This is a genomic window from Paenibacillus sp. FSL R5-0928 (genome assembly GCF_037970385.1).
In the GTDB taxonomy this organism is placed as follows: domain Bacteria; phylum Bacillota; class Bacilli; order Paenibacillales; family Paenibacillaceae; genus Paenibacillus_AQ; species Paenibacillus_AQ odorifer.
Genome location: NZ_CP150225.1, coordinates 417,760 through 431,640 on the forward strand (window position 1 = coordinate 417,760; position 13,881 = coordinate 431,640).

The following is a 13,881-nucleotide window of genomic DNA, read 5'->3' on the forward strand; positions in this document are numbered from 1 at the left end:
TAACAAGGGAGGAAAACATAATTATGGAGGACAAAGGCATATTTTCGTTCTCAACTTGCTGGAACATTAAACGCCACACTGCCGGTGACGCCATGCTGCGGGAAATCCGCGATCTCGGCTTTCAGCGGGTGGAGCTGAACTATAATGTGACTAAGGAAATGCTGGAAACGATCGAGCCGATGCTTGAGCGGGGGGAGATGGGGGTCTCCAGTGTCCACAACACCTTCCCGCATGTGCAGGACTCCGATTATGGCACAGATTCCGTGCTGCTAGGTTTTGAGGATAAGGAGAAGCGGCAGCGGGCGATTGAGCTGCTGATTGGCTCGGCTAAGTACGCTCAGCGTTACGGAGGAGAAGCCGTTGTTGTGCATCCCGGTGAGGTACCCTTTCCAAATGATATCAGTAAAGAGCTGGAGCAAATTTATAACGGAGAGGGTAGAGATTCTAACGCTTATCGCAGCAAATGGGCGGAACTGATGGAGCGGCGGGAAGCTTACAGCGCCGGCTATGTGCAGAAAATTATTGAAAGCCTAGATGAAGTATGTAACCGGGCAGTTTCTGAGGGGCTAAACGTCCGCTTTGGTATCGAAACACGTTCCAAACCGCAGCAGATTCCGACGCTTGCGGAAGCCAAAACGATTATTAAGGCGCTAAAGGGAGCGCCTGTGGGCATATGGTATGACACCGGGCATGCCATTATGATGGACCGTTTGGGTTTGTACGACAGTGTGGGGGAAATGGAAGGTCTGATGGATGATATTGTAGGTGTTCACATTCATGAGACCATCGGTCTGTCTGACCACTGGTGCCCTTATGTAAACAGCGGGAATATGGAATTCTATGATGCGTATCTGCCGATGATTGAACGGGCGCAGGTCAAAGTGTATGAGCTGAAGGCAGCTTGCCAGCCGGAAGAAATTGATGAAAGTCATCGGCTGCTTATGGCCAAATTGGCGCGTAGAGGGCAGGTCTGATGTTGAACGATGAAGACCGTAGGTTAGCTATGAAGTATGCTCCGCGCTTATTTTTCGATCAGAACGAGCCGTTTTTTCCGGTACGTCTCGGTATAACGGTGATGCGGCAGGAGGAGGAGTCTCCTTCCTTCCGGCGCCGTCTAGCTGTGAAGCATCCGGATGTGCAGTTCGTTGTGGAATACGCGATTTATTACGATTATGATATTCAGCATTTATATGATCTGGAGCATGTGTGGGTTTACATCGGTAGAAACGGGGAAGTGGTGGATGCCGAAGCGAGCTTTCACGGGAAATTTCTTAAAGCGCTGCTGCGCGGGGGCAGCAATCTAAGCGGAACACGGGTGGACCTCTATGTCCAACCCGGCAAGCATGCCCTCGCCCCGTTCCCTGAAGTCTTTGAGCTGTTACCAGGATTCGCATCCAGTACACAGGATGGGGCAGGTGCGGAGGGTCTGATTTATGGTGACTTTTTCCGCGATATACTGGCATCGGATGAAGAAACTGACCGTCTTGTCCACCGTTATCTGCAAACCTGCCGGTTCACGCCTTCCCTGTCCTATTCGATCTGGGAATATGCGGACCGGGAGGAATTGTTCGTTTCTTGGATTCAACTGTTCACGGAAATTCCTGAACGTATCCGACAAGAGCTGGTGCGGCTTCAGCTCCTGTTACCACCCAGACATTGAGCAGATTGTTAACATGGAGGGAAGTATAATGTACAAGCAACTGGTAGCCAGTAATGATAGAGCGTCAGTGCAGGGATTATCCCGGCAGGTACTTGATCCGACGAGCCGCTATTACGGAGGGACAATAGATCCGGGTACTGGCGTTGCCTGGGTTAATCATACGACCGGCACACCAACCGATATGTGTTATTGGGGAGCGGCTCTGGTTAACCCGGGTTCCGCATTCTACCGTGATGAGCTGCTTCTGGCCCGCCTGCTGCTGGCGACGGAGTTCGTGCTGCGTGCACAACATGAGGATGGCTCGATCTCTCCGGGCTGGACGAACTATCATTCTCCCCCGGACACAGCCTTTGTCATCGTCGGCTACGCTCAGCTATACCAACTGTTGGCGTCGCAGGATTGGGCACCACTGCAACAGGTGCTTGATAATATGCTTCTGTTTCTTAAGCGAACTATTCCCGTCATGCTTACAGGGGGCTGTCACACGCCGAATCACCGTTGGGTATTGTGTGCAGCACTGGGATTTCTGCATGAACTGTTCGGACTGGAGGAGGCTGTCCAGCGGGCGGATCAGTGGTTGGCGGAAGGGATGGATATTACACCTGATGGAGAATGGACGGAACGCAGCAACGGTATTTATAGTGCGGTCAGCGACATCATGCTGATTCATGCCGCTCGTCTGCTGGATCGGCCCCAGTTGCTGGAGCCAGTTCGTCTGAATTTACACATGATGGTCTATTTGGTGCATCCTAAGGGCGAAGTTGTGACCGATTATTCTGGGCGCCAGGATCTGGGGAGCTTTCACGACCTGTCTCCATATTATTTACCGTACGCTATTCTGGCCCGTTTCGATAAGGAGCCATTGTTTGCGGGGATGGCCGAATGGGCAGGCAGTGCACTGGAAAATCCGGGGGTCTGCTCTGTCAACGTACTTGTACGGATGCTGCTGGAGCCGGAGCTTCAGCAACCTTTTGAAGATTCGGCAGCTCTGCCTGTAAAATATGAGAAAATACTGAACGGCGATTTTCCGCGACACGGCTATCTGCAGGGTATGGAGAAGTCCGGCCATCAAGGGCGAATTTACCACAGCCGGCTGCATACTGATTTCGGAGCACCGGTTGCGCGCTACAGGGACGGGAACACTAGCGTGACCTTAATTACGGAGACGCCGTCTTTTTTTGCACTCCGTCACGGTGCCGTCAGGCTGCTTGCAGTGCAGCTGGCTTCTTACTTTTCTCCGGGATATGTACCGATGCAAAAAATGATCAAATTGCCGGAAGGATACCACCTGTCAGGAGAACAAAAGAAGGGGTATTACGGTCCTGTCGAAGGCGAACTGCTTCCGCAAACATCTGCGGAGCCGGTAAGCCCTTGGTATCTGCTCCCGCACCAGAGCCGCGCACTTACGCATGAACAGACATTCCGTGTGGAGACGGAGGTTCAGCGTACGGACAGAGGGTGGACCCTCCGGTTGCATGCTGAGGAGCCTAGAGAGGTTATGACACAGTTGTCTTTCGTTTTTGGACGGGAAGGATGTTTCACTTCGGGCGAATTGCAGGCTGTCGGAGAGGACCATTATCTCTGGAACGGCGGTAACCTCCGCTATAGTTGTGAAGAGGACTGGATTGAACTGACAGGGGGCGAGCTTGGCCATCTGGCGGCTACGGTGCGTGAGGCGAAGCTGCAGGATAACTGCAAGGCGGTGTTGGTCAATTTTATGACCCCGTTCGATAAGACGATTACGATCACTCTATCTCCTTCCATGATAAGAGAGTAGCCTTTGTACAATTTACAATCTAGTAGGCTTTGAAGTTACACCTCAGTCTTAGAATAATGAAGCCTTATTAAAAAACCTTCCATTAGAAGCAAACCTGGAGTTATCAGGTCTAATGGGAGGTTTTGTTATGCATCTGCTAAGCATAGACTCACCAGATTTTAACCGTGCATAATGGTATAAGTAAGAAATCCGGGCACACCAGCCGTCAGAAATTCAAATATTCTCCGAAGCTGTGATTATCACCTTTTATAAAATTTCCTTTAGTTTGGTTTACATAGGCACTTTTTTCGGCAGTCAAGTGTTATAGAGATATAAAGGTTAAGGAGGTGCTTACATCGCCACAGGATTCGCTAGACTCGACAGAGTTGGAAGAGCTAATCGTTAGGATTCAGGAGGGGGATTCCGAGCAGTATGCTTTAATTGTCAGAGCATTCCAAAAGCCGATCTATCGCTATTGCTATCGTTTGTTAGAAAACAAGCAGGATGCGGAGGACGCGGTTCAGGATATTTTGGTAAAGGGTTATCAATCTATCCAGCAATACAAATCGCAAATGCATTTCTCGGCTTGGCTCTATCGTATCGCATATCATCATTGCTTAAATCTGCTGCGCAGGCGTCGTCTGCACAAGCAAGTCATGCGTATTTTTCGTCCGGAAGTACTGTCTGCAAGCCCTGAACAGGAGCTGGATGCTCGGTTGTATAGTCCTTCATTGTCTGCAGCTTTAGCGCGATTGTCGCTTGAGGAGAGAAACATGCTTATTCTGCGGGTGTTTGAGGAACAAACTTATGCAGAGATAAGTGAGATTCTAGGGGTCAGTCCCAATGCGCTAACTAAAAGAATGAATCGGATCAAGCTAAAGGTTCAGGAAGCTATGAAGTCGGAGGAGGAGATCACATGGAAAGAAACAAAATCAGCAATGAATACCAAGATATAATTTATGCCTCGGCTGGCAATGAACTTTTGGATGAGGTAGATGTAGAAGATAAGGTCATGGGGCGTATTACTGGCATAACAGGTCGAAAGCGATGGTTCTCGCTGAGGGTGATGAATAAAACAACGGCAGTGGCTAGCATGTTAACGCTGTTTCTGCTGATCTCTGTGACTGCGTATGCTGCATCTGAATATATCCAAATCCGCAATAGTGAAGGAGTAGTGAAGGTTCAACATGTTGCGCCGACCGAATCTGCAGAGAGGTCTTCTTATGATAAATATGCGCAGCAAGCAGAACAGTTCGCTAAACCGGGTGAATTGATCGGCTATCTTGTGAAAAATAAAGCAGGTGCAGCAGGCTTGGCGACAGAATTGCAGTTTAAGTATAAAGAGCAGCGGATAGATGCGTATTCTGACTTTATAAAAGAAATCAAAAGAACAGGGGCGCCAATGCTTCCCGAAACGGCAGCGGGGTACGCTTTTAAATATGGTGTAATCCATCCTAATTCTCCGACTACGGATACAGCTAAGCTAGGTTCTCTGTATAAGGAAACATTAAATGATCTTACCGCTCAGGCATATAAGGATAAGGGGACGCGCAATTTGTTTATGAAGGCTATACCGTGGTCCGAGCCAGGGGGGCTAAGTGTAACTTATTCGAAGAACAATGCTTTTATAGGGATCTCAGCAACGCTCATGCATGGCGGCAAGGTTTTCGTGGAACAAACATCTGAGAATCAAGCTAATAAGCTCACAGTCGCAGGCACAGAAGTTATCTATAACAAGGTAGTAAGGGAAGAAGTCAGCTATGATTATCTGAATTGGTATAACGAGAAGCAGGACGCGTATTATACACTCACCAGCTATGGAGATGAGATTTTGACCATGGAGCAATTTTTACAGCTGGCTGAGGAGCTATTGAAGTAGAGTTTTGAAGTTTGAGGTTTGAGGTTTGAGGTTTGAAGTTAGTAGTTAGTAGTTAGTAGTTAGTAGTTAGTAGTTAGTAGTTTGTAGGTGCATGCGCTAAGTTAGTTGTATTATGTGCAATTAAAGTTCACTAATATTCTGTATATAGGTCCTTTAGTTGTATTTGATGCAGCTATTACTGGTTAGATTAGTGGGAATAGACGTTTTTACGGATTTTAGTTGTAGAGAATGCAATTAGAGAAGAGGATATGAGCGGATCAGAAAGATATAAGTGTATAAAATACAGTTAAATCGTATGCAGGGAAGGCAGCAAGTCGATCCAGATATAAAAGAAGGTATCCCCAAAGCGAGAGCGTAGGGATACCTTCTTTATATTCTTATGTCGGCGAAAAGTCGAAGAGCGTTAGCCTTCTAACAACAGTGCTTCTGGATCTTCCAGCAATTCCTTCACTTTGACGAGGAAGCTTACCGCTTCAGAGCCGTCTACGATCCGGTGATCATAGGAAAGGGCAATGTACATCATTGGACGGTTTACGGTTCTTTCTTCGTCCAGCGCGATCGGACGCAGTTGAATCTTATGCATCCCTAGAATACCCACCTGTGGTGTATTCAGAATCGGTGTGGATAACAAGGAGCCGAATACGCCACCGTTGGTGATGGTGAATGTTCCGCCTTGCAGCTCGGAGAGGCTGAGCGTATTGGCGCGTGCTTTGGAAGCGAGCTCGCCAATCTGGCGCTCGATTTCCGGGAAGCTGAGCCGATCCGCATCACGGACTACTGGAACTACAAGTCCTTCTTTCGCTGCAACAGCAATACCGATGTCGTAGAATTTCTTAACGACCAGATCTTCACCGTCGATCTCGGCGTTCAGCAGTGGATAGGTTTTAAGCGCACCGATCACGGCTTTGGTGAAGAAGGACATGAAGCCTAGTCCAACTTCATGTTTCTCTTTAAATGCATCCTTGCGGCGCTTGCGGATGTCGAGGATCGCTGTCATGTCCACCTCGTTGAAGGTGGTAAGCATGGCCGCGGTCTGCTGCGCTTCGACCAAGCGGCTGGCAATCGTGAGCCGTCTGCGCGACATGCGCTTGCGCTCCACGTTTTTGCCCTCGTCCGGCGTGGCTTTGCTCGCTGCCGGCTTCGCTGGCTCCGGCTTGCCTTGCGGCGCCGGAGCTACCGGTGCAGCGGACTGCGGCGCTGCTGCACCATGACCGGACACATCGGCCTGACCAATCCGGCCGATAGGATCACGGGCGCTAACCTCGCCGAGGTCGATGCCGCGCTCCCGTGCCAGCTTGCGTGCGCCCGGCGATGCCAATGCAGCGTGGCTGTCGCCACCTGCTGCAGGCACTTCGGGCGCGGCTACAGGCGCGGCGGCTGCTACTGCGTTGCCGCCTGCCGGTGCCGCTTTAGGCGCTTCGGCTTCGCTTTCAGCGGCCCGCGGCGTACTGCCGCTTGCGGCTCCAATGATGCCGATGGCTTCGCCAACGGCTACGTTCTCGCCCGCTTGACGCAGGATGGTGGAGATGACACCCTCCACCTCTGCACTAATTTCTAGATTGACTTTATCCGTTTCCAGCTCAGCGAGCACATCGCCTTGACCTACCGTGTCGCCTTCTTTAACCAGCCATTTGTAGATGGTTCCTTCGGATATGGATTCTCCCAGATCGGGTACTAAGATTTCTGACACAGGCCGTTTCCTCCCCAAACATAATGGTTTACGCTATTGTGATACCGTCCTCTTAAGAGGACGGTACAGCCGCTTGTACGTTCGAATTTGATTTTAGGGCTTCTGTTACAATTCTACGTTGTTCGAAGCTATGCACATCTGCATAACCACTGGCCGGGCTGGAACGTTCCGGACGGCCGATATATCTTACGCCGGCATTCTTTGGTGCGATGGCGCGTAACCGAGGCTCACTATAGCTCCAGCCGCCCATATTTTTCGGCTCTTCTTGCACCCAGACAATTTCCTGAAGGGAGCTGAAGGAGTTTAAATGTTCGCTTAACTCTTGTTCCGGGAACGGATAAAGCTGCTCTAGGCGAAGAACATGCAGCCATGACCAATCCTTATCCTGTGCTGCTTCCAGTTCTGTTTGGATGTCGATAGCCACTTTACCGCTGCAGACTACGAGCCGTTTAACTTCACTTGGTTTCTGGCCAAGCAAAGATTCAGCTAATACAGGCTTGAATTGTCCTGAAGCCAGCTCGGTTCCGGCAGAAGTGCTGCGCGTATTCCGAATGAGACTTTTCGGCGTCATAATGACTAGCGGTCTAGCATCTTCCTGCCCGCATAACGCTGCTTGGCGCCGCAGCAGATGGAAATATTGCGAAGCGGTAGTCAGATTAGCGACTGTCCAGTTCTCCTCAGCGGATAGCTGCAAGAACCGTTCCAGCCTACCGCTGGAGTGCTCAGGTCCCTGTCCTTCGTAGCCATGCGGCAGCATGATGACGAGATTGCTGCGCTGTGTCCATTTGGCGCGTCCAGCCGCAATGAACTGGTCAAAAATAACCTGACCCGCATTGGCGAAATCACCATACTGTGCTTCCCAGATTACGAAGGTTTCCGGTGCGAACACATTATAACCATATTCAAAGCCTAATACTGATGCCTCTGACAATGGACTGTTGTATACGCCAAAGGAGGCACGGGAATCGCTTAGCTGATGTAGCGGAGAGAATAAATCTCCTGTTTTACTGTCGTGCAGCACCAGATGGCGATGTGCGAAGGTTCCGCGTTGGGCATCTTGACCGCTCAGTCGGATGGGCGTCCCATTTTTCAAAATGGTAGCGAAGGCTAACGTTTCAGCCAGTGCCCAGTCGACCTTTTCACCCTCATTCAGTGCATCTTTACGACGTTGTAAAATGCGCTCCAGCTTCGGATAAACCTGGAATCCAGCTGGAACCGTCAACAGTTCACGATTGATCTCCTGCAGGCTGGAGATGGATACCGCTGTAGTGTTTGCCGCTGCGCGGTCCGTTTGTAGAGGAATGAAGGCTTTGGGTTCTTTTTTCTTATGATTGCCTTCCTTCATATTATCGTACGCACGCTGCAATACGCTTTCTGCTTCAGCATTCATCTTTTGTACGTCTTCGGCGGTAAGAACCTTTTCGTTTTTCAGTCTCTCTGCATAAACCTTGTAGACGGTTGGATGATTGCGAACCTTGCCGTAGACAATAGGTTGTGTGGTTTCAGGATCATCCATTTCGTTGTGACCATGACGGCGGTAGCCGATGAGATCAATTACGAAATCTTTTTTGAATTGATGGCGGTATGCGCTAGCTAAACGTACGGCTGCTACGCAGGCCTCTGGGTCATCAGCGTTGACATGGACTATCGGGATTTCATACCCTTTGGCGATGTCACTCGCATAATGCGTAGAACGGGAATCTTCACTTTCAGTCGTAAAACCAATTCGGTTATTAACAATGATATGGATCGTCCCACCATTTTGATAACCTTGAAGTTTGCCGATATTAAGCGTTTCTGCAACAATTCCTTCACCTGGAAAAGCAGCATCGCCATGCATCAGCACCGCCATAGCTTTACTGGTATCAATCTTCGGCAGTCCTGCAGTGCTCCGATCTTCTTGTGCGGCACGAGTGAAACCTTCCACGACAGGATTGACGAATTCCAAGTGACTTGGGTTATTCGCTAGTGTTATTCTTGTGCGTACGGTTTCTCCTTCACGGACAGCACGGTCTGCACCGAGATGGTATTTCACATCACCTGTCCAGCCATAGTTAATGCCTGTAGAGCCTTCGGAAGGGAAAAGCTCCTTGTTCGGAGAATGATGAAACTCTGAAAATATGATATCATATGGTTTGCCCAAAATATGTGCAAGAACGTTGAGGCGGCCGCGATGCGCCATGCCCATCAAAATATGCTCCGCACCGTCATGTGCAGCAGCACGTACGATTTCATCTAACATCGGTACAAGAGCATCATTGCCTTCAAGACTGAAACGCTTCTGACCTACAAAAGTCTTGTGGAGGAAGGTTTCAAATTGCTCTACCTGAATCAGGCGGTTCAGGAGCTCTTTGCGTTCTGTATTATTTAGGGGTGCTGGTGAGCTGGTGGATTCTGCCTGTCTATTTAGCCATTGCAGTTCTTTTTCTTCATGCACATGCCCGAACTCATAGGCGATGGTCTTGGTGTATGCCTGACGCATACGTTGCACGGCATCCCATCCGGTATGCACATCATTCGGCGCATTTTCCCATATAAGCGTGGCAGGCAGTGCGATCAGGTCTTCGCGGGTCAGCCCATAGGTTTCAAGCTCAAGATATTTTGCCATGGGATTCTGATCGCGTACCAGCGGATCAATTTCAGCGGCCATATGGCCATATATACGAATATTGGCGATTAGCTTGGAAGCTCTTACTGCTTTTCTAAGCCATTCGGTGTCTCCCGAGATGCGCGGCTGAGGAGCCGGTTCGCTATCTGGAGTTAGGGGAGGAGGTCCCGAATTTGTAAAAAGCTCGCGATAATTATTTTCTACGGTGGAGGGATCTTTCACAAACTGTTCATATCTTTCTTGAATGTAGCCTAAATTGGGTCCGTAATACTTACTCCAAATGGATTCGTTATAGGGCTCTTTGGCTGCCATGAATACATCCTCCTTAACGGATGAACTCCATACGTGACATTTTGTGTCAACGCTTACTGGAGCTGTGATGATTGCGGTTTCATTTCTCATCTTATTGTGCTACTTTCAGCCACTGTAATCAATTCATTCTTTCGTCCAATACGTTCGCAAAATGGTATAGGTTAGCTTGTTCTAATGAAAAGAAGGGTGTTTCTTCTCATTACCCATTCTAAAGGCCTATTAAAATGATTCTATTATCCTTATTTTTAACTATTAGGTCAGTAAATATTTATTTTGCTAGTACAATTTATTTTATGTAACGGACGAGTATCGTGATAATCGGACAAGATCTTTGAAAAAAAATCTTTTATTTTTCGTTTTTAAAATAGAAAGTAACCAGGAATCGACACACTTTTCCGCTTTCTTTTTGTATAATGTTATTGCAGATAGTAATTTTATAGTTTTTTAAGCAGATCCTTTCGTGAAAAGGGTCCAGTAAAAGGTAAACTTGCCGAAAGGCAGGGGCACAAAGTCGCGGGTCTAAGGTAGAGATACTATGACAGCCGGATTGCCTGGGGACGTAAAATCTTAGGGGGAGATTTTTTGGAAAAGTCCAACCAGGGTAGCAACAGAGAACAGCAGTTTATTGATCTGGATCAAGAGTGGGTACATTTATTATTAGCAGCTAAGAAGGCTGGCATTAAGGCAGATGAAATCCGCCAGTTCTTTCATGAGAAAACTGTGCAGATCGTGCAGTAATACATTAGAGGGGTTACATATCGAAAAAGGGCACAGCGGTTCTTCGCTGTGTCCTTTTTCGATATGATTTAGTAGAAGTGAGGATCGTACCAGATTAGTAGGAAGTATTAATCCTTTTGATCGAGCTTCCATTTCTGATAGTCCAGAAATTCTTTGAATTCGCGTTTGCTAATGCCTGAGTCCATAGCTTCCTGCACCAATCGGAACCATTCCGAATCTAAATGTGATTCCTCTGCATCATTTGGTTCTCCATAGAGTAGGGCATGAATGGATACCTGAAGCGCGTCAGCGATCTTTTCGATAAACTGGATGGATGGATTGGATTGGATGTTTCTCTCCACGTTGCTAAGATACGACTTAGCCACATCTGCTCTGTCCGCAAGCTCAGATAGGGAGAAACCCTTGTCTAGGCGGAGCTGCTGGATACGTTGGCCCATATTCTGTGGCACTATGCTGACGCCCCTCCGTAATTTTTGTTATTAGTATAGCAAATATCAATAAATCGGACAAAGTTTATTGTAAAGAGAAGAGCAGCAATCTGCTTATCCGTGGCCGGATTCAGGATCTGCTGCTCTTCGAGTATTTTATTAAATTACTTTATTGATCTTAGTAGTCTTTTTTCGCACCTTGTTTAGCTACGAAATCCCAAGTCAGTGTTAAGCTATCGCCTTGGAAAATATTTTGATCTTGGTTATTTTCCACAAATTCGAATTGGACGGAGAAGCTGTCATTGGTACCGGCTTTAATACCGGATGCTTCGGTAAAGAGTTGATCCCAACCTGTATTTTTTACGAGATCCGGATGCTGACTTTTTAAAGCAGCAAGTGTAGTCTCATAAACTACATTTTCAGGAGAGACGATAGGTACCCCTTTATCATTATTTCTAAGGAATTTAACTTTAATGAACTCGGCTAAATCCAGGTAGTTATCTCCTTTAGCATCCGTGATTTGAGTCGATGTATTCAGAATGATAGATCCGATATCGAGCGAACCATCGTTTTTCAATTTGAAGGATTTAGTTACAGTATCACCTGGTTTCAGGTTAGGAATATTAACGATGACAGAAGGGTCGGAGTTCAGATCGAGTGTACCCGCTGCGAATGTAGCTGTGCTTTGCGCAGTGTCGCTAAAGTATGCGAAGGTTCCTCCGCCGATTAATGATAAACCCAGTGCTGCAGATGCTACGCCAAGACCCAATGTTTTCTTGATACCCATAATAAAATTCCTCCTCAAATTTGTGTTTGAATTTTTTATAAAATTTATATATTGTATCTTCCGGTTCGTAAGCGGAAGTGGACAATCAACTTAGGGCTGTGTTTCTGTTGGGGACGGTGAGGCTGGCAGTAGGGCAGCATTTTTCTTTTCTAATGCAGCTACAGCCTTCCAAGAGGTATACAGAGCATAGAGCAGAAGCATCAAGCCAGGCACGATCATGAGGACTACACTTCCAGCTTTGGAAACCGCGAAATTCATAGCGTAACCGACATAGGGTACAGTGACCCCGGTATACTGAGCTACAACATTCGCAGAACTGGTAGGGTTCATGTCGGGTGCGTCGTTGTTATCGCCTTTAGTGCGATAAACAGCTTCACCCGTAGCGTTATTGACGGTCGCTTCTACAATCCGGTGAGTAATGAGCAGATTATCTTCGTTCCTAAAGGTGATGACATCGCCTGGTTTGAAACGATTCATATCCCCTCCGGGTTTTAATGCGACAATTGAGCCTGTCTGAATTCCTGGTTCCATCGATCCTGAGAGTACGGTTTTGATCTCATATCCGAAGAAAGCAGGTTCACCACCGGAGGCCTTGGATAACACTACGGCTGCCACCAGCAGAATAAAGATCATAAGCATTAAGCTCGATAGGGTATTATTGATAAATTTTTTAATCCGCATCTTATTCTCCACCTTTCTCAGGTTGAGGGTCCGAAGGAGCTTGGGTTGCTACCGGCGGGGAAGTCGTACTGTCTTCCGCCTTTGCCGTCTCTTGTGGAACCTCTTGCTGAGGGACATCTTTTGGAATTGTGAGCTCTTCGCCAATTTCCGGGTTAACCGGGTCAGTGGGTGGGGCTTCAGGTTGTTCTTTATTTGGGGCTTCCGGAGCAGCTTCACCTGACGTTGGAGGGGTTGCCTCAGCTTTCGCTTTATCCTCGGCTTCTTGTTGCTTTTTCTCCTCAGCCAAACGTTCTTCTTCTTTCTTCGCTTCTTCTTCTTTCTTTGCTTGCTCCTCTAGCCGAGCTTTTTCAAGCTCTTCTAGTTTTTGCTCGCGAGTCTGACTGATCATTTGGAGTTTATCTTGAAGGGTAGTGATACCTGAGGTTGCCGATTCTTTAAGGTTAGTCAATTCGGTATTTAGAGCTTCATAAGTGGAGGTGAGGTCGCTAGAGATCACGCCGTCTGGTTGAGTGAAGGTAATCAGGAATGGCAGTGGCTGTGGAAACTCTCCTTCGCGTAATTCAAGTTGTCCATAAACATCACTGGTAACTACCGAAGCGAATGGAAGACCGACATCGTGTATGGAGGTTAGGTAACTAATAACTCCATTTAAGGAAGCATTCAAGGATTCAGAGATCACACCGCTTTGATTCAGGCTGCTTTGTAAATCTCTGAAAAATTGCTCATCCTTGATTTCTAGACAATTGGAATCTAGAGAAGTCATATATCCTCCTATCTGGAAGAGTAAGGCTGCTGCTGCACTTAGCTCATTGTGGATTTGATTCCAAATTTGGCTGTTAGCCGCCAGTTGCTCGTTAACGCTATCTATTTGGGATTGAAGCGCCGCTATTTGCGAAGAAATCTCTTGTGCAGCGACATCAAGCTCTTCCAGCGACATCCCTTCTATTCCCGAAACGTCCGAGTAGTTAGCTAATGAGGAAAAGGGTTGTAGTGATTCTTTTAAAGTGAGCGCTCGATTAACATGCTCTTTGAACTCTGTAAGCAGTGCCTTGATCGAATTCGGAAATACTTCGCAAAAGCTAATCGTGCTAGTGGTTTGCGCAGCAGCTCCAAAGCCTCCATAGGTACCACCAACTTGCTGCGAGGTATATAGAAATAAGACGGAGACAGCCATTCCTGATTGCAGTATACGTAAACCAATTTTCCTGTTTCTTCTAGGTCTTCTCCTTGCTGATCTGGGTCTCAGAGGAATACCTCCCCTCAATGTCTGTTTCTTTGGTTCGTTATTATCGTTCTTTATTAAGAACAACTTCTGTAATGAATCATACATGGAATAAAACAA

Annotated in this window: 12 protein-coding genes and 1 riboswitch; of the genes, 6 read left to right on the top strand and 6 right to left on the bottom strand. The window is 47.6% G+C overall.

All coding sequences use genetic code 11. The annotated features are described in order from the left end of the window. The first annotated feature begins 23 nt into the window (after window positions 1-23). From MKZ16_RS01855 to MKZ16_RS01875, 5 genes are all read left to right on the top strand, one after another. A complete protein-coding gene (locus tag MKZ16_RS01855; protein ID WP_076107395.1) occupies window positions 24-974 on the top strand; it encodes a TIM barrel protein in 951 nt (316 codons plus the stop codon). Next, window positions 974-1,660 carry a hypothetical protein gene (locus MKZ16_RS01860; RefSeq protein ID WP_038568362.1) on the top strand — a complete coding sequence of 229 codons (687 nt, stop codon included), beginning with the start codon at window positions 974-976 and terminating at the stop codon, window positions 1,658-1,660. The genes MKZ16_RS01855 and MKZ16_RS01860 overlap by 1 nt, the downstream gene beginning before the upstream one ends. A 28-nt stretch (window positions 1,661-1,688) precedes the next feature. After that, entirely contained in the window at window positions 1,689-3,437 is a 1,749-nt protein-coding gene (locus tag MKZ16_RS01865; protein ID WP_076107397.1) for a hypothetical protein, read from the top strand. 365 nt (window positions 3,438-3,802) lie between these two features. Further along, the gene (locus MKZ16_RS01870) at window positions 3,803-4,372 is read left to right on the top strand and encodes an RNA polymerase sigma factor (RefSeq protein ID WP_339815276.1); all 570 of its coding nucleotides are present in this window, start codon (window positions 3,803-3,805) and stop codon (window positions 4,370-4,372) included. Beyond that, entirely contained in the window at window positions 4,333-5,295 is a 963-nt protein-coding gene (locus tag MKZ16_RS01875; RefSeq protein ID WP_076107399.1) for a hypothetical protein, read from the top strand. Before MKZ16_RS01870 ends, MKZ16_RS01875 begins: the two co-directional genes overlap by 40 nt. Window positions 5,296-5,698: 403 nt before the next feature. On the opposite strand, the gene odhB is transcribed toward MKZ16_RS01875, so the two are convergent. Next, window positions 5,699-6,985, bottom strand: coding sequence for a 2-oxoglutarate dehydrogenase complex dihydrolipoyllysine-residue succinyltransferase (odhB, locus tag MKZ16_RS01880; RefSeq protein WP_076107400.1), 1,287 nt, complete (start codon window positions 6,983-6,985; stop codon window positions 5,699-5,701). A gap of 52 nt (window positions 6,986-7,037) precedes the next feature. Continuing rightward, window positions 7,038-9,905 (bottom strand): 2-oxoglutarate dehydrogenase E1 component, encoded by a 2,868-nt coding sequence (locus MKZ16_RS01885; protein WP_076107402.1) that lies wholly within the window; start codon window positions 9,903-9,905, stop codon window positions 7,038-7,040. A gap of 470 nt (window positions 9,906-10,375) precedes the next feature. Continuing rightward, window positions 10,376-10,460, top strand: a riboswitch (cyclic di-GMP riboswitch). A gap of 27 nt (window positions 10,461-10,487) precedes the next feature. Here MKZ16_RS01885 and MKZ16_RS01890 point away from each other — a divergent pair. Then, complete coding sequence (locus MKZ16_RS01890) at window positions 10,488-10,643, top strand: anti-repressor SinI family protein (RefSeq protein ID WP_232061118.1); 156 nt, start codon at window positions 10,488-10,490, stop codon at window positions 10,641-10,643. Between the two features lie 107 nt (window positions 10,644-10,750). On the opposite strand, the gene MKZ16_RS01895 is transcribed toward MKZ16_RS01890, so the two are convergent. The 4 genes from MKZ16_RS01895 to MKZ16_RS01910 all read right to left on the bottom strand — a co-directional run bounded on the left by MKZ16_RS01895 (window position 10,751) and on the right by MKZ16_RS01910 (window position 13,713). Then, the gene (locus tag MKZ16_RS01895) at window positions 10,751-11,080 is read right to left on the bottom strand and encodes a helix-turn-helix domain-containing protein (RefSeq protein ID WP_036682795.1); all 330 of its coding nucleotides are present in this window, start codon (window positions 11,078-11,080) and stop codon (window positions 10,751-10,753) included. A 169-nt stretch (window positions 11,081-11,249) separates the two neighbouring features. After that, complete coding sequence (locus tag MKZ16_RS01900) at window positions 11,250-11,858, bottom strand: TasA family protein (protein ID WP_036682781.1); 609 nt, start codon at window positions 11,856-11,858, stop codon at window positions 11,250-11,252. A 90-nt stretch (window positions 11,859-11,948) separates the two neighbouring features. Continuing rightward, window positions 11,949-12,539 (bottom strand): signal peptidase I, encoded by a 591-nt coding sequence (locus MKZ16_RS01905; RefSeq protein WP_076107404.1) that lies wholly within the window; start codon window positions 12,537-12,539, stop codon window positions 11,949-11,951. A gap of 1 nt (window position 12,540) precedes the next feature. Continuing rightward, a complete protein-coding gene (locus tag MKZ16_RS01910; RefSeq protein ID WP_076107405.1) occupies window positions 12,541-13,713 on the bottom strand; it encodes a hypothetical protein in 1,173 nt (390 codons plus the stop codon). Between the last annotated feature and the right edge of the window lie 168 nt (window positions 13,714-13,881).

Excerpts from the sequence above, each read along its gene's own strand:
- MKZ16_RS01860 (WP_038568362.1), top strand. The coding sequence starts at position 974 with ATGTTGAACGATGAAGACCGTAGGTTAGCTATGAAGTATGCTCCGCGC.
- MKZ16_RS01900 (WP_036682781.1), bottom strand. The coding sequence starts at position 11,858 with ATGGGTATCAAGAAAACATTGGGTCTTGGCGTAGCATCTGCAGCACTG.
- MKZ16_RS01875 (WP_076107399.1), top strand. The coding sequence starts at position 4,333 with ATGGAAAGAAACAAAATCAGCAATGAATACCAAGATATAATTTATGCC.
- MKZ16_RS01885 (WP_076107402.1), bottom strand. The coding sequence starts at position 9,905 with ATGGCAGCCAAAGAGCCCTATAACGAATCCATTTGGAGTAAGTATTAC.
- MKZ16_RS01910 (WP_076107405.1), bottom strand. The coding sequence starts at position 13,713 with ATGGCTGTCTCCGTCTTATTTCTATATACCTCGCAGCAAGTTGGTGGT.
- MKZ16_RS01865 (WP_076107397.1), top strand. The coding sequence starts at position 1,689 with ATGTACAAGCAACTGGTAGCCAGTAATGATAGAGCGTCAGTGCAGGGA.
- MKZ16_RS01905 (WP_076107404.1), bottom strand. The coding sequence starts at position 12,539 with ATGCGGATTAAAAAATTTATCAATAATACCCTATCGAGCTTAATGCTT.
- MKZ16_RS01855 (WP_076107395.1), top strand. The coding sequence starts at position 24 with ATGGAGGACAAAGGCATATTTTCGTTCTCAACTTGCTGGAACATTAAA.
- MKZ16_RS01895 (WP_036682795.1), bottom strand. The coding sequence starts at position 11,080 with ATGGGCCAACGTATCCAGCAGCTCCGCCTAGACAAGGGTTTCTCCCTA.